Source organism: Pantoea sp. B9002 (assembly GCF_013385945.1).
Lineage (GTDB): Bacteria > Pseudomonadota > Gammaproteobacteria > Enterobacterales > Enterobacteriaceae > Pantoea.
The window spans coordinates 1-23,573 of record NZ_JACAPA010000037.1 but is presented as its reverse complement, the minus strand read 5'-3'; the positions used below and the strand labels follow the sequence as shown (position 1 = coordinate 23,573).

General features: G+C 53.9%; 19 protein-coding genes. 12 read left to right on the top strand and 7 right to left on the bottom strand.

The annotated features are described in order from the left end of the window. Nucleotides 1-123: 123 nt before the first annotated feature. The 4 genes from HX773_RS18300 to HX773_RS18285 all read left to right on the top strand — a co-directional run bounded on the left by HX773_RS18300 (nt 124) and on the right by HX773_RS18285 (nt 6,567). On the top strand, nt 124-4,689 hold the full coding sequence (locus tag HX773_RS18300) for an autotransporter outer membrane beta-barrel domain-containing protein (RefSeq protein ID WP_255433259.1): 4,566 nt from the start codon (nt 124-126) through the stop codon (nt 4,687-4,689). A 135-nt stretch (nt 4,690-4,824) separates the two neighbouring features. After that, nucleotides 4,825-5,418, top strand: coding sequence for an NAD(P)H-dependent oxidoreductase (locus tag HX773_RS18295; protein ID WP_176972707.1), 594 nt, complete (start codon nt 4,825-4,827; stop codon nt 5,416-5,418). Next, nucleotides 5,415-5,990: a TetR/AcrR family transcriptional regulator gene (locus HX773_RS18290; RefSeq protein ID WP_176972706.1), complete on the top strand. Its 576-nt coding sequence runs from the start codon at nt 5,415-5,417 to the stop codon at nt 5,988-5,990. Before HX773_RS18295 ends, HX773_RS18290 begins: the two co-directional genes overlap by 4 nt. Nucleotides 5,991-6,018: 28 nt before the next feature. After that, nucleotides 6,019-6,567 (top strand): pyridoxamine 5'-phosphate oxidase family protein, encoded by a 549-nt coding sequence (locus HX773_RS18285; protein WP_176972705.1) that lies wholly within the window; start codon nt 6,019-6,021, stop codon nt 6,565-6,567. On the opposite strand, the gene HX773_RS18280 is transcribed toward HX773_RS18285, so the two are convergent. Further along, nucleotides 6,568-8,034 carry an MFS transporter gene (locus tag HX773_RS18280; protein WP_176972704.1) on the bottom strand — a complete coding sequence of 489 codons (1,467 nt, stop codon included), beginning with the start codon at nt 8,032-8,034 and terminating at the stop codon, nt 6,568-6,570. 116 nt (nt 8,035-8,150) lie between these two features. Here HX773_RS18280 and ftrA point away from each other — a divergent pair, with 116 nt between their 5' ends. After that, nucleotides 8,151-9,155, top strand: coding sequence for a transcriptional regulator FtrA (gene ftrA, locus HX773_RS18275; RefSeq protein ID WP_176972703.1), 1,005 nt, complete (start codon nt 8,151-8,153; stop codon nt 9,153-9,155). A gap of 180 nt (nt 9,156-9,335) precedes the next feature. Here ftrA and uraH read toward each other — a convergent pair whose 3' ends face one another. Both uraH and HX773_RS18265 read right to left on the bottom strand, forming a co-directional pair. Beyond that, complete coding sequence (uraH, locus tag HX773_RS18270; RefSeq protein WP_110867159.1) at nt 9,336-9,758, bottom strand: hydroxyisourate hydrolase; 423 nt, start codon at nt 9,756-9,758, stop codon at nt 9,336-9,338. A gap of 497 nt (nt 9,759-10,255) precedes the next feature. Beyond that, a complete protein-coding gene (locus HX773_RS18265) occupies nt 10,256-10,459 on the bottom strand; it encodes a general stress protein (protein ID WP_176972702.1) in 204 nt (67 codons plus the stop codon). A 455-nt stretch (nt 10,460-10,914) separates the two neighbouring features. On the opposite strand from HX773_RS18265, the gene HX773_RS18260 reads away from it, so the two are divergent. Together HX773_RS18260 and HX773_RS18255 are read left to right on the top strand one after the other, a co-directional pair. Continuing rightward, nucleotides 10,915-11,409, top strand: a complete 495-nt coding sequence (locus HX773_RS18260; RefSeq protein WP_176972701.1) for a DUF892 family protein — start codon at nt 10,915-10,917, stop codon at nt 11,407-11,409. Between the two features lie 429 nt (nt 11,410-11,838). Beyond that, on the top strand, nt 11,839-13,404 hold the full coding sequence (locus tag HX773_RS18255; RefSeq protein ID WP_176972700.1) for a methyl-accepting chemotaxis protein: 1,566 nt from the start codon (nt 11,839-11,841) through the stop codon (nt 13,402-13,404). A 45-nt stretch (nt 13,405-13,449) separates the two neighbouring features. On the opposite strand, the gene map is transcribed toward HX773_RS18255, so the two are convergent. The 3 genes from map to HX773_RS18240 form a co-directional block, all read right to left on the bottom strand. After that, the gene (gene map, locus HX773_RS18250) at nt 13,450-14,232 is read right to left on the bottom strand and encodes a type I methionyl aminopeptidase (RefSeq protein WP_176972699.1); all 783 of its coding nucleotides are present in this window, start codon (nt 14,230-14,232) and stop codon (nt 13,450-13,452) included. Then, on the bottom strand, nt 14,232-14,474 hold the full coding sequence (locus tag HX773_RS18245) for a ParD-like family protein (protein ID WP_008106304.1): 243 nt from the start codon (nt 14,472-14,474) through the stop codon (nt 14,232-14,234). Before HX773_RS18245 ends, map begins: the two co-directional genes overlap by 1 nt. A 112-nt stretch (nt 14,475-14,586) precedes the next feature. Then, the gene (locus HX773_RS18240) at nt 14,587-14,772 is read right to left on the bottom strand and encodes a general stress protein (protein ID WP_176972698.1); all 186 of its coding nucleotides are present in this window, start codon (nt 14,770-14,772) and stop codon (nt 14,587-14,589) included. 246 nt (nt 14,773-15,018) lie between these two features. On the opposite strand from HX773_RS18240, the gene HX773_RS18235 reads away from it, so the two are divergent. The 4 genes from HX773_RS18235 to HX773_RS18220 all read left to right on the top strand — a co-directional run bounded on the left by HX773_RS18235 (nt 15,019) and on the right by HX773_RS18220 (nt 20,825). Next, the gene (locus tag HX773_RS18235) at nt 15,019-16,467 is read left to right on the top strand and encodes a sugar porter family MFS transporter (RefSeq protein WP_176972697.1); all 1,449 of its coding nucleotides are present in this window, start codon (nt 15,019-15,021) and stop codon (nt 16,465-16,467) included. Between the two features lie 64 nt (nt 16,468-16,531). Next, a complete protein-coding gene (locus HX773_RS18230; protein WP_110867163.1) occupies nt 16,532-17,236 on the top strand; it encodes a YoaK family protein in 705 nt (234 codons plus the stop codon). A gap of 310 nt (nt 17,237-17,546) precedes the next feature. Next, nucleotides 17,547-19,415, top strand: coding sequence for a PTS beta-glucoside transporter subunit IIABC (bglF, locus tag HX773_RS18225; RefSeq protein ID WP_176972768.1), 1,869 nt, complete (start codon nt 17,547-17,549; stop codon nt 19,413-19,415). A 15-nt stretch (nt 19,416-19,430) separates the two neighbouring features. After that, complete coding sequence (locus HX773_RS18220) at nt 19,431-20,825, top strand: glycoside hydrolase family 1 protein (protein ID WP_176972696.1); 1,395 nt, start codon at nt 19,431-19,433, stop codon at nt 20,823-20,825. Between the two features lie 131 nt (nt 20,826-20,956). On the opposite strand, the gene licT is transcribed toward HX773_RS18220, so the two are convergent. Next, complete coding sequence (gene licT, locus HX773_RS18215; RefSeq protein WP_176972695.1) at nt 20,957-21,820, bottom strand: BglG family transcription antiterminator LicT; 864 nt, start codon at nt 21,818-21,820, stop codon at nt 20,957-20,959. A gap of 293 nt (nt 21,821-22,113) precedes the next feature. On the opposite strand from licT, the gene fliD reads away from it, so the two are divergent. Then, entirely contained in the window at nt 22,114-23,526 is a 1,413-nt protein-coding gene (gene fliD, locus HX773_RS18210; RefSeq protein WP_176972694.1) for a flagellar filament capping protein FliD, read from the top strand. Nucleotides 23,527-23,573: the final 47 nt, after the last annotated feature.

Here is a 23,573-nt window from a genome sequence, read left to right as displayed (position 1 = left end):
GATGTTATTGCCGCGACGCAGAATTTCCTTACGTTCAATTACACAAATTAATATTAGCCAAACCCATTGCTGGCGATGTCTTTACGCATCGCGGCAGCGTTGTACGCTTCTCTGGAGTGAACGATGATGTTTCGATTGCATCCGCTGTTTATTAGCCTTATTGCCGCTTACGGTGTGTTTAATCCGGCTTCGCCAGTTTGGGCGGCGACGCTTCAGCCTTTTACGCCGGAATTAAATGACAACCGCGCCGGAGTGTTTTGTATTTGCAATGGCTCGACTCAAACATTAAGTGGTAATCAGCGGTTTACGCCCGGTCAGGACGGCGGTGGCACCATATCCATCGGACAATTGCTCAGCAGCGGCAGAATTATTTCGTATTCCTGGCAAGATTCAGGTCGCGTCGATCTGGGCGCGCAGAATTATGTGATTAACGTGCCAGACGCCAATGGCAGCGGCAATAATAGCGTGCAGGTGTATAATTCCGCCGCGATTAGCGCCATTGAAACGACGACCTTGCCCAATTTTTATAACGTCAATAATGGGCAATATATCAACGCGCGCGTTGCGCAGGTCAGCAATGGCACCATCAATGTTGATATCGGGCAAAAGGGCGCAGCAACCACCGCCAGCACCAACGGCTGGTCGATGGCGGCGAAACAGAGCGAATTGTTTACTGCCAGCGGCAGCGGCACCATGAACTGGAACTCCGCCAATCGCATCTCCTTTTTTGGTTCCTATACGCCCTATACCTATCAACTGGGGCAATGGTTCGACAACGTGGTCTCCTGGCGCGGCGCGTTTAGCGTTACCACGCTGGACAACGCCACCACTTCATTCAACGTCTCCAACGTCAGCAGCTTGCAGAGCTACAACAATTGGCTGATTGAGCAATTGCAAAACGGCAACCTGGCCGCCGATAGCTACAGCAGCGAGTTTAATAAAGCACTCTCCTTGCGCAGCGATGTGATCGCCTATGTGATCGATGCCGACGAATATTACGACGAAGTGACGCAGCCGATTGGCGAACGCATTGTGTTAAGCGCCGATGGCCCCAATGCCAGGGCAACCATTGGTAGCAGCGGCATTCTGGAAGTGGTAAACGCCAGCAGTGCGGCGATGCGTGCCAGCAACGGCGCGACGGCGGTGATAGACGGCAAACTGGCCAGCGTTGGCAGCAACGCACTGGAACTGTTGAACGGCAGCACCGGCATTAACAACGGCGTCATCAACAGCGGCTTTTTCAATAATGCCGATGGCAGCGGCGTCGATCTATCGACGGTTGGCGCGGGCGGCACTGGCGTGTATGCCAACGGTGGCAGCCGCTTCACCAATAATGGCGTGATCAATACCGCGATTAACAGCACCGGTATCCGTCTCGAGGATGCCAGCGGTGAGAATAACGGCACCATCAATGTCAAAGGCAAGGGCGCGACGGGCGTTGCCGTTTCGGGCAGCCAGGCAAATTTTGCCCAGAATGGCAGAATCAATTTGTACGGCGAACATGCGGTTGGCGTTGATGTGCGTGACGATGCCAGATTAACCATCAGCGATGCCAGTTCGCTGCACTTCTACGCGCCGAATCAAACCGGTTATCAAGCCACCAACTATGCACACATCGATAGCAATGGCGGCAGTTATGATGTCGCCACGCCAGGTTCGGCGCTGTATCGCCTGAGTGACGGCGTGATCTTCAATCCGGTGGTGGCTGCCGATGTGACGTTGAGCGGTGCTAACACACGCGGCATCGTCGCGTCAGGTGCCGGTTCACGGCTTTACGGCACCACCTTGTACGGCACCGACAGCTATCACGTTAACGGCGAAGGGGCGATTGCGGTTCAGAGCTCGGAGGGTGCAGACGTGACCATCACCAACCCGATTGAGCTGAACGGCAACAATACGATTGCGGGTACCGGGCAAGGCGGATTCTTCGCCAACGTGGCGCCGATCACCGGCAACGGAGCCAACGCTACTGCCTTTGATATCCGTGATGGTGTGATCTATCAGTCAACGCCGCGTGGCACCATAAATCTCAGCGGGCCAAACAGCATCGGCGTGCGTATTCGCGGCGGTGGAAATATCTTTGATGGGTCCAGCACCAACATAGCCTCGGGTGTCGCGCTGGATACCGCCGAAGGCAATACCGTTTATTGGACCGATCACAGCGGATTGAGTGCGGGTGGTATCGCTGCGGTGCGCGTTGGCAATAACGGCGGGCTAACGATTAATGGCGATACTGCCGGGCCGAATTTTTACTACAGCACCATCAACGCTAATGCTGGCGCAGACACCATCTTGCTGGATAAAGGCGCAGCATCGTTAACCGCCAGCAACATCGGACTCTACAATTCTGGCGGCGGCACTGTACTGAACAATCGCGCGGAAACCAGCAATATTTCGCTGCAAGATGTCGGGATGAACACCGATGGCGGCACGTTAATTCGCTCCGCGACCTCATTCGATCCCAACGGTTATATGCTGGGTGCGGTGAGTGGCGCAGGCGCGACGGGCTACGTGTTCAGCAATGAAGATGGATCCACCACCAGCAACGATTTGATCATCCCACAAGGTTACAGCTTCTTTGTCTATGGCCCGGCAACCGGCGTGCGCGCCAACACCACCGGGCGCGTGATCGCCAACGGTAACATCATCGTTAACAGTTCCGATGGCGGCTCGGCGATTGTGACCAGCACCGCCAGCGAGGTGATCAACCGTGGCACCATCGTTTCGCTCAGCCTGGTTTCGCCCATTATCGATCTGCGTGGCGGCAACTCCGTATTTATCAATGAAGGCAACGTCACCGCGCCTTACCCGGAAACGGTAGTGGTCGCGGGTGGCGCTACCAATGATCAGATTGCATTGGTCGATGGCAACGTGGTGGGCGATGTGAACACCGGCAACGGCACCGACGTGGTCGAACTCATCGGTGGAACCATTGACGGCAGCGTGACGATGGGAACCGGTGCTAACAATGTGGCTACAATCGCCAACGTCAGTCTGGCAAACACGCGTCACATCACTACCGCAGGCGGCAGCGGCAGCACACTGAACTTTAGTGAGATTAACGCGCGCGGGGGTTCGTTCAGCAACGATGATCTGGCACGCGGCGTCAACCTCGGCGCGGGTTGGAGCACCATCAACTTCTACAACACGCAATTTACCCTTACCGATAATCTCAAGCTGGCGCACAGCACCATCAATGTAGATAGCGGCTCAACGCTGTTGGTTGGCGATCAGGTCAATCCGGTGTTGTCGGGCGAAACTGATGATTCGCTGGTGGTGAATAACGCCGGTACGTTGGATCTCACCAACGGCAGCGGCGCGGCGGGCAACACGTTGACCATTAACGGTGATTTGGCGTCGGCGGGCGGCAAGCTGGCGTTGCGGACACAGGGCGCGCAAAGCGACACTTTACGTGTTAACGGCAACGTGACCGGCACTACCTTTATCAATGATGCGCTGAGTGCTGCCACGCTAGCGGATAGCAATCGAGATGGCGTGATCTCCGCCAATGAAGGCGTTTCTCTGGTGCAGGTTGCTGGTAGCGCCAGCGCCAATAGCTTTGCGCTGCAACGGGGTTATGTCGCCGCAGGGCCGTGGCAATACGGGCTTTACAGCTTTGCTCCCGCGAATGGCAATACAACCTGGGATTATCGTCTGGCCAATAACTACGTTTGTGAAGAGGGTTCCGTTTGCCAGCCGCAGACAGCAGGCAGCGGCGCGGTGCGCCCGGCGCTAATTCCACAGCTTCCTTCGTACATTTCGGCGCCGGTCGGATTGGCTTATTACACCCTGGCAACCATTGGTGATTTGCATCAACGCTTGGGCGAATTGAGGCAGAATCCAGACGGATCAGCGGAGATGTTCATCCGTTATTCCGGCTCCAACCAGAAGTACAAAACTAACCTTGATACGGCGCATTATGGTTACGACTTTGACCTCGATTACAGCGCGGTGCAGTTCGGCGGCAACCTACTGCGGTTGGACGGCGAACAAGATAGTCTGCGCGGCGGCCTGGCTTACACGCGCGGCAATGCACGCATCCGACCGAATGCAGCTGATGGTTACAGCTCAACCGATTTCGACAGCGACAGCCTGGCGATTTACGGCACCTGGCAGCGCGAAAGTGGCTTCTATCTGGATGGCGCACTTTCACTCGATTGGCATCGTGGCGACACCGATATCGCTCGGCAGAAAGAGGTGGCGAAGCTGAAAGGCAAAGGGTGGACCGCATCGCTGGAGAGTGGTTATCCGTTCCAGCTGGCGAACGGCATTCGTCTTGAGCCGCAAGCGCAACTGCTGCATCTGCATTTGAAGATGGATGACTTCACCGACGACGATCAAACCAAAGTCTCTTACGACGATTATGACCAAACCATTGGCCGCGTCGGCGCACGTCTGGCGCGGACCTGGAACGATAGCGGCAGCGGGCAATATACGCCGTATCTGCGCACTAACTACTATCGCGGTTGGGGCGGCACGGCGAAAGTGAATGTCGGTGCCAGTAACAGCGAGGTCAGCGAGAGCTTCAACAGCGGCAAGTTCGGCCAGATGTGGGATGCCGGCATCGGCGGCAATGCGGCTTTCACTAACAATGTCTCGCTGTATGCAGAAGCCAATTACCGCAAAGAGATCGACGGCAACGGCGTGCAAGGCTGGAATTACAACGCAGGCGTACGCTGGGTGTTTTGATAAAACGGTTACCCTCACAAGCCCGCCGGTTTAGTTGACGGCGGGCTTTTTTAACGTGTTACGAACGCGGTAAAATTGACAACCTACCAATGGTAAGTTACTACTAGTAGCTTAACTATTGCGGAGGTTGACGCTATGCATGCTCTGATCGTTACTGCTCATCCGGACCAACATTCACACACGCACCACATCGTCTCGCAGGTGGCACAAGGTATTGCCGCTGGCGGCCACAGCTATGAAATTGCCGATCTGGCGGCGGAGCAGTTTGATCCGCGCTTTAATCAGGCCGATTTTGATCAGTTCAAAAGTGTCGCACCGTCGCCCGCCGACGTCGTAGCCGAGCAGCAGCGGCTGGATCGTGCCGATGCGTTGATTCTGGTTTATCCAATCTATTGGTGGTCGTTTCCGGCGCAGCTCAAAGGCTGGATCGATCGCGTTTTCACCCAAGGTTGGGCGTACGATGATGACGGCCAAACCGTGGTGAAAAAGCTCGGCCATTTGCAGGTGCATTTGCTGGCGCTGGGCGCGGCGAGTCAGCGCACCTATGTGCGTCGCGGCTATTTCAGCAGCATGCGCACGCAGATCGATGAGGGGATTTTTGGCTACTGCGGCGCGCCGGTGGTGACCAGCGAATTACTGCTGCCAACCGATGAAAATTATCCCGACGCACACTTTGCGCTGGCAAACCAACTTGGAAAGCGACTTTTTCACCTTAAGGAACCGGCATGAATCAACCCACTCGCCAGCGCATGACGCATCAGGCACGTCGTCAGCAACTGATTGGCGTGGCGTGGAATCTGGTGCGCGCGCAGGGCAGCGATGCGCTGACGTTAGGACGCGTGGCGGAAGAGGCGGGCGTCAGTAAACCGGTGGTCTACGATCATTTTGGCACGCGCCACGGCCTGCTTGCGGCGCTGTATGAAGATTTTGATCTGCGCCAGAACACGATTATCGAGGCGGCGATGCATGCCGCAGGCTCCAGCTTGGTTGAGCGCGCTAATGTGGTGGCGTCGAGTTATGTCGATTGCGTATTGACGCAGGGACGTGAAATCCCGGATGTGCTGTCGGCACTTGATAGCACGCCAGAACTGGCGGAAGTGAAGCGCAAATACCAGCTCGATTTCATTGAAAAATTCCGCAGCTGGTTTGCGGAGGCTTCGTTGCCGCAAGCCAGCATGTGGGGAATGTTAGGCGCCGCCGATGCGATTTCCAATGCGGTGGTGTGCGGTGACATCAGTCAGCAACAAGGATTGGCGGAACTTCAGGCGCTGATTCTGGCGCTGGTGGAGCGTCACCAATAACCTTTCATCCAGCCAACAGGAGCAACAGATGTCATTACGCGAGATTGATAGCGATTGCTGGCAACAACTGGAAACCGGCGCAAACCAGCCCGATGCCGGTTTTCACTTTTTAACGCTTGCTTCGGTTGATCAACAAGGCAAGCCGCAGGCGAGGACGCTGGTGCTGCGCGCGATTGACCGCGAAAAACGCACGCTGGAGTTTCACACCGATATGCGCAGCCCGAAATGGCAGGCGCTGGCGGTTAATCCAGACGTCACGGTTTTGGGATACAGCGCGAAAACCCAGCTGCGGTTGCAGGGAACGGTTAAGCTGCACGCCGCGCATAGTGCAGTGGCTGAAGCGGCGTGGCAACGATTATCGCCCCGGACGCAGCAAACCTATGCTGGCGCTGCGCCGGGAAGTGACATTGACCACCAATCCAACGATGTCGCTAACGCCGAGGATAATTTCGGCGTCTTGCTAATCCGAATTACCCAACTGGATTGGTGCCTGCTGGCACGGGACAACAATCAAAGAGCATTACTGAATTACACCGCCGACGGCGTGCTTGCCAGCGGCAAAAGGGTACATCCGTAGCTATGGCGTGCATTGTTGCTGCGCCTTGCGACGGACGTTAAACAGCAGAAAACTCGCCAGTGCCAATCCCCAAACGCCTGCTGCGCCATACAACAACACGCCGGAAAAACCGTCGGTCAGCACCTGCGCGGCAATATCGTGGGTCAGTGAAACCTCGCCGCCGCCGGCGATGCGCTCGGCCAGCGCATGCACATCACTTTGTCCCGGCATAATGCGTTGCAGACTCGCCGCGATGCCCGCCACCAGCAAGCTGCCCATCAGCGCGATATTGATGGCAAGCGTAATCAGGCGCGCGCTGATATCAATGCCCGATGCCATGCCGACGCGATTACCCGGCACCGATCCGGTTGTGGTGTTGGTCACCGGTGTGTTGGTCAGTCCGAGCGCTATTCCAGCAAGCAGCGCGCCTGGCAATAAACTCATCTGCTGCGCGACGGCGAACTTCATCAACATAAAGCCCGCGCCGATGGTGAATAATCCCAGCGGAATCATGCGCGCCGCGCCAAAGCGCACCACCAGTTTCTCGCCAAGCGGCGGCATCAGTAAGGTCGGCAAAGTGTAAGCCAGCAGCGCCAGACCGGTTGCCATGCTGCTGTAGCCAAGACCGCTCTGATAATAGACCGGCAGATAAATCATCAGCGGCCAGAAGCTGAAGTTCATGCCAATCGAGCCCATCAATGCGCCAGAAAAGGCGCGGATGCGGAACACCGAAAAATCAAACATTGGATGTGGATGGCGCTTCTCAATCCACACAAACAGCAGCGTGCTCAGCAGCGTAGCCAGCAAAATCAGCTGTGCCGCGATGCTGTTCCAGCCGAGGCTGCTGCCCTGCGTGATGAGGTAGGTTGCGCCGACGACGCTGAGCGATAAGGTGATCAGTCCGCCGAGATCGAGCTTTTTGGCTTCAGCATCGCGCGATTCCACCACATTTTTCAGCGCGAGGATCAGCGTCAGCAACGCGATAAATCCGTGTACCAAAAACACCCATTGCCAGCTAAACCAGGCGACCAGCATCCCGCCGATGATCGGGCCGAATCCCAGCCCAAAGCCAAAAGTAATGCCCCACGCGGCGAACGCACGGCTGCGCGCTTTTCCCTGCGGAAACTGGAACGACAGAATGGCAATCAGGCAGGTTAACATCGCGCCACCGCTTAATCCTTGCAGCAAACGTCCGACAATCAGCCACAGCGCATTGCCCGCCAACCCGCACATCACCGATGTCACGCCGAAGGCGATAATGCTGATAATGAAGATGCGCTTGCGTCCATAGGTGTCGGCCAGCGTGCCGGTGGCCATTAACACCGCGGTGCAGGCCAGCGTGTAGGCGTTCATGATCCACTGCAGTTCGCGGAAGCTGGCGTGCATCTCCCTTTCCAGCACCGGCAAAATCACCGGTACGCTGGATATTTCCAGTCCCGACATCAATGCGGCCAGACAAACCGCCATCAACGCCAACATGTTCTTCATACTCAATCCCTGCGATACGTTAAGAGCGTGCCAGCATGAAAGATTGGCGTGAAGGTGGAAATCTGCCCGCATGCCATATATCGTCAAGATCGTGCCAATTTCTCCGGTGACCTTTAATGCAAATGATTGCTCCGCTTCATGCCCGTTCGCCTGCACCGTTCAACCGCCGACTGGTTTTGCTGGCGTATGAATGTCTGTGTACTTTTGAATTCGGCATCGCCGTTGAGGCCTTCGGACGCGCCGACGAGGAGTTCGGCCAGCCTTTGTATGATTTAAGCGTGGCGTCGGTGGAAGAGGGTGTATTTGGCGCGCAAGGCGGCGTGCGGCTGGTGGTCGACGGCGGACTTGAGCTGCTGGAAGAGGCGGGCACCATCGTGATTCCCGGCTGGCGCAGCGTGCACGAACCAGCGTCGGATCAGCTTATCGCCGCGTTACAAAAAGCCCATCGCAACGGCACGCGTATTGTTTCGATCTGCGCAGGCAGTTTCGTGTTGGGCGCTGCGGGATTGCTGGATGGCAAGCGCGCGACCGCACACTGGAACAGCACCGAGATTCTGGCGCAACGCTTCCCGCAGGTGCAGGTTGAGCACGGCATGATTTATGTCGATGAGGGCAGCATCATTACGTCAGCGGGCGGCGCAGCGGGCGTGGATTTGTGTCTGCATCTGATTCGTCGCGATTATGGTATTGAAGTGGCAAACCGCACCGCGCGCCGCATGGTGACGCCGCCGCTGCGCGAGGGCAATCAGGCGCAGCTGATTCAGCAGCCGGTGCCGCAGCGCGCGGCAAAAAATCTTTCGCCGCTGCTCGATGATTTGCGCAATCACCTCAATACGCCGCTGGTGATTGATCAACTCGCCCGGCAAGCTGGCATGAGCCGCCGCACCTTTTTACGCCGCTTCCATGACGCCACCGGCACCACGCCGGGAGAATGGATGTTGAGCGTGCGGCTGGAAAAAGCCTGCGCACTGCTGGAGAGCGGCAAGCTGAGCATTCACCAGGTTGCCGAGCAGGCGGGATTTGGCTCGCCAGAAACCTTGCGCCATCACTTCAGACAGCGGCTGAATACCACGCCGACCAACTGGCGCAAAGCATTTAGTGAAAGAGGGATAACGCTATAGTTTCAGGCATTCATGGCGTAATGCCGATCAGTTAAGCGCCGCATCAAATCACCGCACCTTCCGTAGCGGCGCGATTTATCGCGCAATGAATTGCGCCGCTACAATATGTGCTCTCGGTAATTAGGGTTTTTCATATCTTAACTGACGTGCATTACGCCATTCATGGCGACCAATTTGAATTTAATTGCCGCGATAAGTCGAATAACCAAACGGGCTCAACAGCAGCGGAATATGGTAGTGCTCGCCGTTGCTTTCCATATTGAACTCGACCGGAATTTCCGGGAAGAAGGTTTTCTGGTTGTTCATTTTGTAATAGTCACCGGTTTTGAACACCACGCGATAGCTGCCTGCGCTGGCGGTTTTATCTTCCGGGAACAGCGCGCTGATTCTGCCGTTGCTGTCGGTTTTGCCGCTGGCTAATTTCACCCAGTTATTGTTCTGTTTCTGATCGAGTTCAACCTCAATACCCGCTGTCGGTGAGCCTGTCTGCAGGTTCAATACATGTACGCTGAGCGGATTTTTTGGTGCTGCCGGTTGTGCTGCTCCTGCTGACAGGCTGGTAGCAATCAGGATGGCGCTGGCTGAGGTAAAGAGAGTTTTCATTAAAATATCCTTTTTAAGCAGGTGAATGTGCTGCAATCCTGGATGCTTCGACAACAAAATCATAATTGATAAGACTAAATGTGAAATTTCTGAGATCAAACGGTGAGGCAACTGTGTGCTGACATCGTAGGGTGCGCATTCATGCACACCTGGTCACCATAAATGGCGACCCTACGAGATTCAGAACAATTATGAGTTATGGAAATGCAGTTCTGATGCATCCTAATAGTTGTGTACAAATAGAACCTTAAGTCCGGGATTTATTATTAGCCTGCAAATGTAATTTTCTGGTTAATAAGCGAAGGGGAAAACCAGGATAAGCGAAGCGGCAAATAAACTGAGACTGATCAAGAAATAATCAATTATTCGGAATTTTCGCTAAGAATAACCCTCCTGACATGGATTAATCTGTATTTAAGCGAAGCGTAAATACAGTATCAGGAGAGTGTTGTGCAGAAGTAGAATGCCGTTAAACGTTTATTCTTTTAGGCAGAATGTTATTTGCGTCGGCTGATTTTTCCTCCTTTTCTTCCTGCTTCAATGGCACGCTCCGGGTCGTTTTTGAAGTTGCCGCTGCTAGCCTGACCACCTTTGCGCCCGGCTTCTGCCGCGCGTTCCTTATTCTCTGCGAAGTTGCCAGCACCACCACGACGTTGCGTCTTTTTTTCTTCCTCATCGGGTTGCTTCTTAGCGTCCGTCATTGGTTCTCCTCTCTCTCTTAAATACCAACTTGATGCAAAATAAATGTAGTGCCATTTTTACCAGTTTCAAGCCTGGAGTAATCTTAAGTGTTAATTCTAAGAGCCTTGCTTGTGTTAATTCCAGTTAAATTTTCGTTTGTCGCTAAATGTAACTACCATTAGTTATGTTGTGGGGTTTTTTAACGTTAAGAAGAAAGATTCCCGGGCCCGATAATAAGCGAAGCGGTAAGCGTGTTTACTTATAACCTTAATCGCAATTCCTGCGCGCATTACTTGCAGCTTCACGCTTGCTTGCTACGTTTAATTAATCTTCTTATTTAGCCTAAATTAACGCTTCGCTTATTTTTCTTTTATTAGCCTAAATGAGCTGATGTTTAACCCATCAGGCAGCTAACAGTCGGTGTTTTACGCGAAAACCGCTCTGTCGATGTTCTTCTCACTACCGGAGCAAATCGATGACCAAGGAATTTGTGTATCTGGATTGGCTGCGCGATGCGCATGCGATGGAAAAACATGCTGAGCCTTTGCTGCAGGCAGCTACGCTGCGGCTGGAGGAGTTCCCATTGTTGCAGGCGCGCATGAAGCAATACGCACAGCAAACTGCTGAACAGCAGCAGTGGGTGAAAGAGGTTTTGAAACGCTACGACAGTAACTGGTCAGCGCTTAAAGACGCGTTAGGACGATTGTCGATCGTTGGGCAAGCCGCCAGCGATATGTTGCGCAATGAAGAGGGCGTGCGCATTGCGGTAAGCTGCTACGTGTTCTGTAACTACAAAGTGGCGACGTACACCGCATTGCTGGCTGCAGCGCAGCAGGCGGCGGACAGCAAAGGCATCAAGACTTTCCAGCTGATCCTGCAACATGAAATCCTGATGGCGGATTGGTTACTGCATCAGCTGCCGGACGTGGCGAATGAAGCCATTTTGCACAGCGCGACAGCCGCAGTTTAATGGATAAGTGTCAACGGTCAGCAGCCTGGCTCTGCTGACCGCTACATTTGGCGTGGATTGCAAACGTTGCAGATAAATAAACTGTTTCCTCTGAGTCAAATTGCTGCAAATGATAAAATTAAGATCATTCTTTCGCTATCCGTAAGGTCAGAGAGAACCTTTATTATAAATTAAGCAAAAAAACCAAATTGCGGGTTGTATGTTATTTCCTATCATTAAATGAAACTGATCAATGAAATCGATTTCAGGAAAATAACACGCCGCGAATATTATTTGCAATGTGCCGCTATCAACGCTCGCCTCTAATGTTAATGAAATAGCTGACGATAACAGCAGGGATGCTGCCGATTAACTTTCGGAGCCTGTTCTTTTTTTAAAATAACACCGTTGTCTTCTCTGCTTTTCAATCAAAATCATTGAGGTTTCTAAATGGACGTAGTTCAAAGATTTTCGCGTAATGTAAAGTTGCGAACCAAACTCACAATATCCTCTGTGCTCAATATCGCGATGCTACTTCTGGTGGCGTTGCTCGGACTAAATTCGCTGTTCTTAGCTGAAACCGGCGTTAACGGCATGATGAAAGACGATTACCCGACTATTGCATTGGGCAACCGATTAATTGATGAGATCAACGTGACGGTGCAGCAGCAGGCGCTGCTGCTGAGCCCGATTGATGCGCAACGCCGGGTAACGATTCAGAGCAATCTTCAGGATGCCTCGAAGAAAATTACCGAAACCTATAAACAATTAGGTGAGCTGGCAACGGATGAAGAATCAATTGCCTTTCTCAAGCGCGTGGAAATGAAGCGAGCGGAGTTCCTTAAAGAGCGAAACACATTTTTCGATTTAGTGAACAGTGATGTGACAAAAGCAGTGGATTTCTATTTTTCTTCATTAGCCTCAGCGCAAAGGAATTATATCGATGAGGTTGAGGGATTTATTACCCTGCAAGAGCAGCAAATGAAGGGCTCTTATAATAATTTCATGGCGTCATACAGCAAAACCAAGATCTCCATGCTGATTATTTTTGTGGTGGCTATTTTGCTTTCAGCATTTATCGGCTGGATTATTATCCGCTCGATTACGGTGCCATTGAAAAAAGTGATCGCCTTTCTTGGGCGAGTGGCGGATGGCGATCTCAGCTCTGATTTTCATGAACAGCGAAAGGATGAAATGGGGCAGTTAATTAATGCCATCCAGCAGATGCAGGAAAAGATGTCGGATATTGTCAGCCATATTCGCATTAGCGCGGAACAGATATCGGGCGGCGCCAGCGAAATAATGTCGGGCACCAACGACCTCGCGGCGCGCACGGAAGAGCAGGCCAGCTCGGTAGAGCAAACGGCGGCCTCGGTGGAGGAATTCAGTGCCACCATTAGCAACACGCGTAATAACACCCATGTTGCCGCCGATCTCTCCGCCAAAGCGGAAACCACGGTGGGACGCAATGCCAGCATGATGGACAACGTCGCCACCAAAATGGCCGAAATCAATGATTCAGCCAGCCGTATGGCGGACATCATCAACCTGATCGATTCCATTGCTTTCCAGACCAATATTCTGGCGCTCAATGCTGCGGTAGAAGCCGCCCGCGCCGGTGAACATGGCCGCGGTTTTGCCGTGGTGGCGCAGGAAGTACGCGCGCTGGCGCAGAAAACAGCAACCTCGTCGCATGAGATCCGCAATTTGATTGAGGAGTCGTCCACGCGTATTGCCGATGGGCGCGATATGGTGACGGATGCCAATAAATTGATGAACGGCATGATGTCGAACGTGGCCGAGATGAAAGAGCTGCTGGTGCAGATCAATCAGGCCAGCACCGAACAGGCGGACGGCATCAGCCAAATCAACACCGCAATTAGCCAGATTGATATCACCACGCAACAGAATGCGTCGCTAGTGGAACAATCGCTGGCGGCGTCGGCGATGCTGAGCGAGCAGGCGGCGAATATGGTGAATAGTGTGAGCGTGTTTACGCTGCGTCAAACCGCTTAATGCGAGGGTGATCCAGAACGGCATGTGCGCGTTCTGGATCTTTTTTTAGATTGCTGGATATTCGCCGGTACCTTCTGGCCACGGCGTCAGCAGATCAAAGCCGGTTTCGGTCACGGCGATGGTGTGTTCCCACTGCGCCGATAGAGAGCGGTCTTTGGTGACTACCGTCCAGCCATCTGACAGCACGCTGGTGCCGGCTTTGCCCGCGTTGATCATCGGTTCGATCGTGAAAATCATGCCTGCTTGTAACGCCAGTCCCGCGCCCGGCGTGCCGTAATGCAGAATCTGCGGATCGCCGTGATACACCTCGCCAACGCCGTGACCGCAATATTCGCGCACCACCGAGAAACCGGCTTTTTCCGCCACCTGCTGAATGGCCGCCCCGATGTCGCCTAAGGTCGCGCCCGGTTTTACCACTTTGATTCCAGCCACCATCGATTCGTAAGTGATATCCACCAGACGTTTAGCGCGCACCGACGGCTGACCGACGTAATACATGCGGCTGGTGTCGCCGTACCAGCCATCTTTGATGATGCCGACGTCAATATTGACGATGTCGCCATCCTTGAGCTTTTTTTCGCCCGGAATGCCGTGACACACCACGTGATTCACTGACGTACAGGTGGTTTTGCTGTAACCGTGATAGCCGATATTCGCTGGAATGACTTTCAACACGTTTACCACGTAATCATGACAAATCGCGTCCAGTTCATCGGTGGTGACGCCCGGTTTGACGTACGGCGTGATGATCTCCAGCACTTTAGCGGCGGCGTGTCCGGCGGCACGCGCCAGTTCGATCTCTTCAGCGGTGTGCAGTTTGATGCTCATTACGCGATTCCCTGCGAGGTAAATAAAGGATGGTCGAGCAGCTGCGCTAAATCTGCGCCGCTGTCGCGTTCAACGCGCATCAGCAAGCGCGTCAATTCCTGATGATTGAGTGACGGATAAATTTCGGCCAGCATGCCGATCTTCATCCAGTGTTCCGCCTGCGCATTGATGGAACGGCTCATCGCCGTGCTGGCGATGCGCAGATTCTCATGCATTAAGTCAGAGATTTTTACGATGCCCATGGTGCAACCTATATATGAAACGTATGTGATATGTATATAAGTTACCGTTTTAGGCTGGGATATGCAAAAAAGGGGTGAAGCCAATCCATGGCAGACAAAATCCTAAGGCGCCTTACTCAGACTTTGTTGGAGGACGACGACTTATCTTGCCTCCTTTCCTTCCCGCTTCAACGGCGCGTTCAGGATCGTTTCTGAAGTTGCCTCCACTGGCTTTGCCTCCCGCTCTGCCAGCTTCTTTCGCACGTTCTGGATCGTTGGCAAAATTCCCTGCGCCGCCTCTGTAGCTCTGTTTGTTCATAGGAAGACCTCTTATCAATGTTCCGTTAGATTTGAGGACTAGCTAGTCACGCTGAAATTTTAGTTGGCCTTTTAGGTAAAGCCAGGCCGCAAATGACAATCATTGAAATCGATCATGAAAAAATTTTTTAAATGTTTATCGATTTAACCGTGACCTTCGTCACATTTTACAATTCCTGACTATACTTCTGCCTTTTGGGTTTCAACCTTTGCGCTATAAGGCGCGTTCAATATGCAGGGAACAGGAATGGACACATCGCAGCAAAACAGTGACGACGATTCAGCGCTAAGTAATCTCACCGTCAAACAGCGCATCTTCTTCGTGGTGTTAGTGGCGACCATGGGCGCGCTGGCCTTTGGTTATGACACCGGGATTATCTCGGGTGCCTTGCCGTTCATGACCTTGCCGCCTGATCAGGGCGGACTCGATCTCACGCCGTTCACCGAAGGTTTAGTCACTTCATCACTGATTTTTGGTGCCGCGCTGGGTGCTTTCCTCAGTGGTTATTTCTCCGACCGCTTTGGTCGCCGCATCACGCTGCGTTCTCTGGCGCTGATTTTTGTACTGGGCGCGATTGGTACCGCGTTAGCGCCGAACCTGCACGTAATGGTGGCGATGCGTTTTCTGCTGGGGATTGCGGTAGGCGGCGGTTCCTCCACCGTGCCGGTGTTTATTGCCGAAATTGCCGGACCAAAACGGCGTGCGCCGCTGGTAAGCCGCAACGAGCTGATGATTGTTTCCGGTCAGCTGCTGGCTTATGTGGTCAGCGCGGTGATGAGTTTTACGCTTAACGATCCGCATCTGTGGCGTTACATGCTGGCGATGGCAATGATTCCGGGCGCTTTACTGTTCATCGGCACCTTCTTTGTGCCGGCGTCGCCGCACTGGATGGTGGCAGAAGGGCGTATCAAAGAAGCGAGCCGTATTCTTCACAAATTGCGTGAAACGCCGCGCGAAGTGAAAAAGGAGATGACGGAAATGCGCCAGCACGCGAAGGCGGCGCGTCAGGGGCCGTCAGCGCGTGAGCTGCTGAAAGAGAAATGGATTCTTCGCCTGCTGCTGGTGGGCGCGGGGCTCGGCATTGTTATCCAGTTCACCGGCGTGAACGCCTTTATGTACTACACGCCGGTGATTCTGAAAACCACCGGCATGGGCACCAACGCCTCGATTGCGGCGACCATCGGTAACGGGATTGTCTCAGTGCTGGCCACCATGGTGGGCATCAAAGCGGTGGGACGTTTTGGACGTCGCACCATGCTGATGACCGGTTTGACGGTGGTGATCGCCATGCAGCTGGCACTCGGCTGCGTGCTGCTGTTGATGCCACAAGACATGACGCAAAGTATCTTCGCGCTGGCGGCGATTCTGGTGTTCCTGTTCTTTATGCAGATGTGCATTTCGCCGGTTTACTGGCTGCTGATGTCGGAGCTGTTCCCAATGAAAGTGCGCGGCGTGCTGACCGGCGCTGCCGTTTCGTTCCAGTGGATCTGTAACGCGGCGGTGGCGTTTGCTTTCCCGCCGCTGCTCTCCGCCACCGGCAATGGCGCATTCTTTATCTTTGCGGCCATCAACGTCGGCTCGCTGATCTTCGTGATCACCATGCTGCCGGAGACCAAAGGCAAATCACTCGAAGAGATCGAAAACGAGATGCGTGAGCGGTTTAGCGAGCAGGAGCAGGATCAGCAGACCGCGTAGCGATGCTTGAGAATTCCTGGTCACGGGAGGAAGATACGCATCTTTCACCGGGCCAGGATTTCCCATGCTAATCACCGCCGAGAACACGCGCACCTTCAATACCGACATTCGTCTGGCCTGCACGCTGGCCGCCGTTGCGGGCGCACTCAACACCGCAGCGTTTGAAACGGTCGGCTTCTTCTCGGCGAACATGACCGGCAATGTCTCCTCACTTTCCGACCATCTGGCGAAAGCCAATCTGCACGTCGGCCTGTTTTTTCTGCTTATCGTGTTGCTGTTTATCGCCGGGTCGTCGGTCTCAACGCTGATTATCAACTCCGGCAGACGGCGCCAGATTCGCGGCATTTACGCCATCAATATCCTGATTGAAGGTATCGCGTTGCTGCTGCTCGGCGTGATTGAAAGCTGGTTCCGCTTTAGCGGCTCTGGCGTGCTGCTGGTGCTCAGCCTGAGTTTTTTGATGGGACTGCAAAACGCCGTCGTGACGCGTATCTCCAACGCCCGCGTGCGCACCACGCACGTTTCCGGCACCGCGACCGATATCGGCATTGAGCTGGCGATGCTGTTTGATGTGCTGCGCCGCAAAGAATCGCCTAAAGATGCGCCGCTGTATATTGAGCGGCTTAAGCTGCATTTTTACACCGTGCTGGCGTTTTTGGGCGGCGGTGTGTTGGGGATTTGGCTGCTGCAGTGGATGAGTTATCTGTTGCTGATGGTGATTGGTGCGCTGCTCAGCGTGCTGGCTTTGGCGGCACTCAAACGGATCTAATCGGTGACCGGCTTCACACTTTTCCACAACGTTCGCTAAAACTGCTTGCCACTTTTTCCGCGCTGTTAGCATGATAGCGCCCGTTGAGGATTGTTACTGTTCGGCAGGCAAAACCTGAGACGCGCCCTTTTTCAGTTGAAGAGGGCGCGTCTCAGGTTTTTTTTTGCACGAAATTCGGGGCGAACCTCAGAACGCAGATTCCGTAGCGGCGCAATTTATTGCGCGATAAATCGCGCCGCTACGGAATCTGCGGTGATGGAATGCAGTGTTCAACTCATCAGCATCAGGGCATGGTTCAGGAGAAAGAGTGATGCAATATCAGGAACTGGCGGATGACATCGTTGCCGGTGTTGGCGGCAAAGAGAACATCATCAGCGTGATGCACTGCGCCACACGCTTACGCTTCAAACTGAAAAACAGTCAGAAAGCGCAAACGGCGGCATTAAAAAACAATCCTGGCGTGATCATGGTGGTGGAGAGCGGTGGCCAATATCAGGTGGTGATTGGCAATCAGGTGGCGGAAGTGTATCGCGAACTCACGGCACGTCACGCGCTGGATAATCAGAGCGAGGCCGCAGATAACGCTGCACCGCAAGGTTTGTTTGCACGCTTTATCGATCTGGTTTCCGGCATCTTTACCCCGTTTATCGGCGTGATGATCGCCACCGGCATCATCAAAGGGTTGCTGGCGTTGGCGCTGGTGCTTGGCGTGATGAGTGCCGACAGCGGCAGCTACAAAGTGCTGTTTGTGGCCAGCGACGGTTTGTTCTACTTCCTGCCGATTTTGCTCGGCTACAGCGCCGGTAAAAAATTCGGCGGCAATCCGTTTGTCAGCATGGCGATTGCCGCTGCGCTGGTGCATCCGATGATTCTTGAGGTGCTGCAACAGCAGCAGCAGGGCAATGCGCTGACCTTCATCGGCATCCCGCTCGAGGTGCTGAACTACAGCTCATCAGTGATTCCGATTATCTTTGCAGCCTGGGTTTCCAGCCTGATTGAACGCTGGGTGCATCCGCGTTCGCCTGTCGCGGTGCGTAACTTCACAACGCCGTTGTGCTGCTTGCTGATCACTGTGCCGCTAACGTTCCTGGCGATTGGTCCGGCGGCGACCTGGCTGAGCCGCATGCTGGCCGAAGGCTATCTGTGGATTTACAGCCTGAGCCCAATGATGGCGGGTGCGGTGATGGGCGCGATTTGGCAAGTGTGCGTGATTTTCGGTCTGCACTGGGGCTTGGTGCCAATCATGCTGAACAACCTCGCTAACTTTGGTCACGACACGCTGCTGCCATTGCTGATGCCTGCGGTGCTGGGCCAGGCGGGCGCAACGCTCGGCATCTTCCTGCGCACTCGCGAAGCGAAACTTAAAGCGATGGCGGGATCGGCCTTTACCGCCAGCATCTTCGGCATCACTGAACCGGCGGTATATGGCGTGACGCTGCCGCGTCGTCGTCCGTTTATCTTCGGCTGCATCGGTGGCGCCCTGGGCGCGGCAATCCTCGGCTTCTGGCACACCACCATTTACTCCTTTGGTTTCCCGAGTGTTTTCACCTTTATTCAGGTGGTGCCGAACAGCGGCATTGATGCCAGCGTGCTGGCGGCGTTTGCCGGTGCGGCGGTGGCGCTGATCTTCGCTTGCGTGAGCACCTATCTGTTTGGTCTGACCGAGCCCGCAGCCGAAGTGGTTGCGCCGCCGGCAGCGGCAGCTCCGCCCACCAGCCTGACGCGCCGCGAAAGCGTGGTCAGCCCGATGGCGGGCGATGTCATTCCGCTCGATCAGGTTAAAGACGAAACCTTTGCCAGCGGATTGCTCGGTAAAGGCGCGGCGATTATTCCGCAGCAGGGCCGCGTGGTTTCGCCGATCGATGGTGTAGTGTCGTCAATGTTTCGCACCGGCCATGCGATTGGCCTGACTTCGGCGCAGGGCGCGGAAGTGCTGATCCATGTCGGGCTCGATACCGTGAAGCTTGATGGACAATATTTCTCTCCGAAAGTAGCGAACGATCAGCCGGTCAAAGTGGGCGATCTGCTGCTGGAGTTCGATCTTGATGCGATTAAAGCCGCAGGATTTGATCTCACCACGCCGGTGCTGGTGAGTAATAGCGATGACTTTGTGGATGTGTTAACCCTGAGCCGCACGGCCGTGAGCGAAGGCGCTCCGTTGTTGGCCGTGCTGAAATAATAGAGGAGCAAACAGATGACTAAACGTTTCCCGGACGGATTTTTATGGGGCGGCGCCGTTGCCGCTAACCAGGTTGAAGGCGCGTATCAGGAAGGCGGCAAAGGTTTATCGACCTCCGACCTGCAACCCAAAGGCATATTTGGTGCGCGCGTCGAGCGCAGCGGTGACGATTTTGGCATCAAAGATACCGCCATCGATTTCTATAACTGCTTCCCAGAGGACATTAAACTGTTCGCCGAAATGGGCTTTACCGTGCTGCGCACCTCGATTGCCTGGACGCGCATCTTCCCGCAGGGCGACGAAGCGGAACCCAATGAAGCGGGCCTGGCTTATTACGATCGCCTGTTCGATGAGATGGCTAAATATAACATCACGCCACTGGTGACGCTGTCACATTATGAAATGCCCTACGGCTTGATCAAAAAGTATGGCGGCTGGGGCGATCGCATCACCATTGATTGCTTCGAACGCTATGCGCGCGCGGTGTTCACCCGCTTCCAGCACAAGGTGAAGCTGTGGCTGACCTTCAATGAAATCAATATGTCGCTGCATGCGCCGTTCACCGGCGTCGGTCTGGCGGAAGAGAGCGATCAACAGGCAATCTATCAGGCGATTCATCATCAGCTGGTGGCGAGTGGACGCGCGGTGAAAGCCTGCCACGAAATCGTTAAGGACGGCAAAATCGGCAACATGCTGCTGGGCGCGCTGCTCTATCCGCTGAGCTGCCGTCCGGCGGACGTGCTGGAAACCTTGCAGCAGAACCGCGAATGGCTGTTCTTTGGCGATGTACAAGTGCGGGGCGCGTATCCGGCCTATATGAAACGCTTCTTTGCCGATCGTGACATCAGCATTGAGATCACCGATGCCGATAAGCGCGACCTGCAAAACACCGTCGATTACATCTCCTTCAGTTACTACATGACCGGCTGCGTCACCACCAATGAAGAGGAGAACCAGAAAGCGCGCGGCAACATTCTCTCGATGGTGCCGAACCCGCATCTGCCGAGTTCCGATTGGGGCTGGCAGATCGATCCTGAAGGGCTGCGCATTCTGCTTAACATCCTGTATGACCGCTATCAGAAGCCACTGTTTATCGTGGAAAACGGGCTCGGTGCCAAAGATGTGGTGGAAGCGGACGGGCAAATTAACGACGATTACCGCATCCAGTATCTCAACGATCATCTGGTGCAGGTGCGTGAAGCGATTGAAGATGGTGTCGAGGTGTTGGGTTATACCTGCTGGGGACCGATCGATTTGGTCAGCGCGTCAAAAGCCGAGTTCTCCAAGCGTTATGGCTTTATTTACGTTGACCGTGATGATGCAGGTAACGGCACGTTGGCGCGTTCACGTAAGAAGAGTTTCTTCTGGTATCAGGACGTGATTCGTAGTCATGGTGCGGCGTTGAAATAGCCAGTGAATAATTAAGCGCCGCACATATCGTAGCGGCGCAATTTATTGCGCAATGTCGGGATGGGCACGGTGCCGCCATTGAAATGCGCGATGAATCGCGCCGCTACGGAACGTGCGCGTTACAAATTTGGTCATGCCTCATCCGCATCATCCTGCAACGCCAGCGTCTCTTTGCGTACCCGCTCAATATGAATGGTGAGGAACATGCGTTCCTCGCTGGAGAGCTCATACAGATATTTCTGCTGAATATGCTGGTCAATCTTCACCGCACATTGATAGGCGAGCGGATATTTGTCGCGCACCACATCATGTAAAGATTCATCCTCGCTCCACACGCCGCGTTTGCCCAACATGCGTTGCGCAAAGAACTTCAGGTGGTTGACGAAGCGGTTGTAACTTAAGCTCTCGGTGCGGTAATCCAGCTGCAGGCGATACTTCACGATATGCAGGATCTCCTGCATAAATTGCGTGATGTGCGAAACATCGGCGAAATCGCTACCAAGCTGCGCATTCACCAGATGCAGCGCGATAAATCCGGCCTCATCTTCCGGCAACGCTACGCCCAGCCGCTTGTTAATCAGTTCCAGCGCTTCGATACCCAATGAAAACTCTTTCGGATAAAGCGTTTTGATTTCCCACTTCAACACGTTGCGAATCGGGATGCCTTGCTGGTGGCGTTCAATCGCAAAATGGCAGTGATCGCACAGCGCGATAGAGAGGCTTTCATGCAGCGGCTGGCCCAGCTGCTGACGCGCATTGGCAATGATCAGTTCGCTGGTGGTGATCACCTCGAGCGGGATATCCGACAGCAGTTCGCTCAGCCGGCCGGTTAAGGTATCACTTTGCAGCGCAAACACTTTTTCGATCTGCTGCGCATCCAGTTCGTCGCCAACGCGCTTCTGAAACGCCAAACCGCGTCCCATCACAACCTGTTCTTTGCCGTTGTCGCCCAGCACCACCGCGACATTATTGTTGAGGATTTTCGCGATTTTCATTTTTATCTGCCCTGAAAATAAAAAACCTGACCCACCGGAAGGACGGCGTGTCAGGTTTTGCCTGCGCTGAACGCAGTAACAATCTCGCAAGATCATAATCGGCTGTGCCTTCCCGACAAGCAGAGCGACAGTTAAATGTGAAACGCATCATATTTCCAGCGCAATTAATCAGATGCGTCAAAGGCTCAATTTAACGATTGTAAGGATAGCGTAAGGAAATGATCAGATTTCTATAAAGTTTGCGTTAAGGCTGCCGATAGTACCGTAACGTTAATTTAACAGGAGTTGCGTACATGACTGGGATTTCAACATTAGGCGTCGGTTCAGGACTGGGTTTAAGCACCATTCTCGACAAACTGACTGTGGCAGAAAAACAATCGCTGGCCCCGATTTCCAAACAACAATCCGCCGCGACCGCGAAGTTGTCCGCCTACGGCACGCTTAAAACCGCGATTCAGACCTTTCAGACGGCAAACAATAAATTAAACGATGCCGCGCTTTATACCTCGACCACCACTGCATCCAGCTCCAGCGCGTTTAGCGCCGATTCCAACGGCAATGCGCTGGCGGGCAAATACACCATTAGCGTGCAGAAGCTGGCGCAATCGCAGACGCTAACCAGCGATACTAAAACCGATATCAAAGCGGCGATTGGTAGCGATGCCGCGTCCAGAACCCTGAAATTTATTAACGCCGAAGGTAAAGAGAAGAGCATCACGCTGACCAAAGATCAGACTTCGCTTTCGGCGATTCGCGACACCATCAACAAATCCGACGTTGGCGTCACCGCCAGCTTGATCAAGGTGTCGGCCACTGAATACCGTTTGTCATTGACGTCATCGGCATCCGGCACCGCCAATGCGGTGAAATCGCTGAGCGTGACCGGCGATGATACCTTGCACGATTTTATCGGTTTTGATGCGTCAGATGCGGCCAGCAGCGGCATGGCGCAAAGCGTTGAGGCGCAGAACGCCAAGCTGACCGTGAACAATGTGGCGATTGAGAGCAGCAGCAACGTGATCGCTGACGCGGTAGAAGGCATCACGCTGAAGCTAAACGATGAAACCAGCGGCAACCAAACGCTGACGGTGAGCAGCGATACCAACAAGGCGAAAACCGCCATTACCGATTGGGTGAATGCCTATAACTCGCTGCAGGATACGATGGCGAGTTTGACCAAATATACGCCGGTGGATGCGGGTAAAGATCCGGACGGGAAGAATGGGGCGCTGATCGGCGACGGTACGCTGCGTAATATCCAGGTGCAGATGAAAAGCATCCTGGCGAACAGCTCCGGTTCCAGTGTTTATAAAACGTTATCGCAGGCGGGCATGACTACCGATCCCACCAGCGGCAAGCTTAATCTGGATGCCGCCAAACTAACCACCAGCTTGCAGGTAAAACCGGAAGCGATTCGCGATATGTTCGCCGGCGATGGCAAGAAAACCGGCGTTTCGACGGTGCTGAACACCACGTTCACCGCATTCCTCAGCAGTAAAGGCGTGCTGCAGGGCGCGACGGATACCATCAGTAAAAAACTGAATACGTTGACCGATCAGTACAATACCGCCAGCAAACGTATCGATGACACTATCGCGCGGTATAAAAAGCAGTTCACCAATCTGGATAAGATGGTCAGCGTGTTGAATAACACCAGTAACTATCTCACCGAGCAGTTCAGTAATAGCACCAAGACCAATAAGTAAGCGTAAATCGGTCGCCATAAATGGCGACCCTACGGTCTGATGAATCC

What these genes read in the sequence shown, in the direction of transcription:
- ftrA (WP_176972703.1), top strand. Translation starts at nt 8,151, where the DNA reads ATGCAAATGATTGCTCCGCTTCATGCCCGTTCGCCTGCACCGTTCAAC.
- HX773_RS18245 (WP_008106304.1), bottom strand. Translation starts at nt 14,474, where the DNA reads ATGGGCATCGTAAAAATCTCTGACTTAATGCATGAGAATCTGCGCATC.
- uraH (WP_110867159.1), bottom strand. Translation starts at nt 9,758, where the DNA reads ATGAAAACTCTCTTTACCTCAGCCAGCGCCATCCTGATTGCTACCAGC.
- HX773_RS18255 (WP_176972700.1), top strand. Translation starts at nt 11,839, where the DNA reads ATGGACGTAGTTCAAAGATTTTCGCGTAATGTAAAGTTGCGAACCAAA.
- HX773_RS18300 (WP_255433259.1), top strand. Translation starts at nt 124, where the DNA reads ATGATGTTTCGATTGCATCCGCTGTTTATTAGCCTTATTGCCGCTTAC.
- HX773_RS18230 (WP_110867163.1), top strand. Translation starts at nt 16,532, where the DNA reads ATGCTAATCACCGCCGAGAACACGCGCACCTTCAATACCGACATTCGT.
- HX773_RS18260 (WP_176972701.1), top strand. Translation starts at nt 10,915, where the DNA reads ATGACCAAGGAATTTGTGTATCTGGATTGGCTGCGCGATGCGCATGCG.
- HX773_RS18265 (WP_176972702.1), bottom strand. Translation starts at nt 10,459, where the DNA reads ATGACGGACGCTAAGAAGCAACCCGATGAGGAAGAAAAAAAGACGCAA.
- HX773_RS18235 (WP_176972697.1), top strand. Translation starts at nt 15,019, where the DNA reads ATGGACACATCGCAGCAAAACAGTGACGACGATTCAGCGCTAAGTAAT.
- licT (WP_176972695.1), bottom strand. Translation starts at nt 21,820, where the DNA reads ATGAAAATCGCGAAAATCCTCAACAATAATGTCGCGGTGGTGCTGGGC.
- HX773_RS18290 (WP_176972706.1), top strand. Translation starts at nt 5,415, where the DNA reads ATGAATCAACCCACTCGCCAGCGCATGACGCATCAGGCACGTCGTCAG.
- HX773_RS18285 (WP_176972705.1), top strand. Translation starts at nt 6,019, where the DNA reads ATGTCATTACGCGAGATTGATAGCGATTGCTGGCAACAACTGGAAACC.
- HX773_RS18240 (WP_176972698.1), bottom strand. Translation starts at nt 14,772, where the DNA reads ATGAACAAACAGAGCTACAGAGGCGGCGCAGGGAATTTTGCCAACGAT.
- HX773_RS18295 (WP_176972707.1), top strand. Translation starts at nt 4,825, where the DNA reads ATGCATGCTCTGATCGTTACTGCTCATCCGGACCAACATTCACACACG.
- HX773_RS18280 (WP_176972704.1), bottom strand. Translation starts at nt 8,034, where the DNA reads ATGAAGAACATGTTGGCGTTGATGGCGGTTTGTCTGGCCGCATTGATG.
- bglF (WP_176972768.1), top strand. Translation starts at nt 17,547, where the DNA reads ATGCAATATCAGGAACTGGCGGATGACATCGTTGCCGGTGTTGGCGGC.
- HX773_RS18220 (WP_176972696.1), top strand. Translation starts at nt 19,431, where the DNA reads ATGACTAAACGTTTCCCGGACGGATTTTTATGGGGCGGCGCCGTTGCC.
- map (WP_176972699.1), bottom strand. Translation starts at nt 14,232, where the DNA reads ATGAGCATCAAACTGCACACCGCTGAAGAGATCGAACTGGCGCGTGCC.
- fliD (WP_176972694.1), top strand. Translation starts at nt 22,114, where the DNA reads ATGACTGGGATTTCAACATTAGGCGTCGGTTCAGGACTGGGTTTAAGC.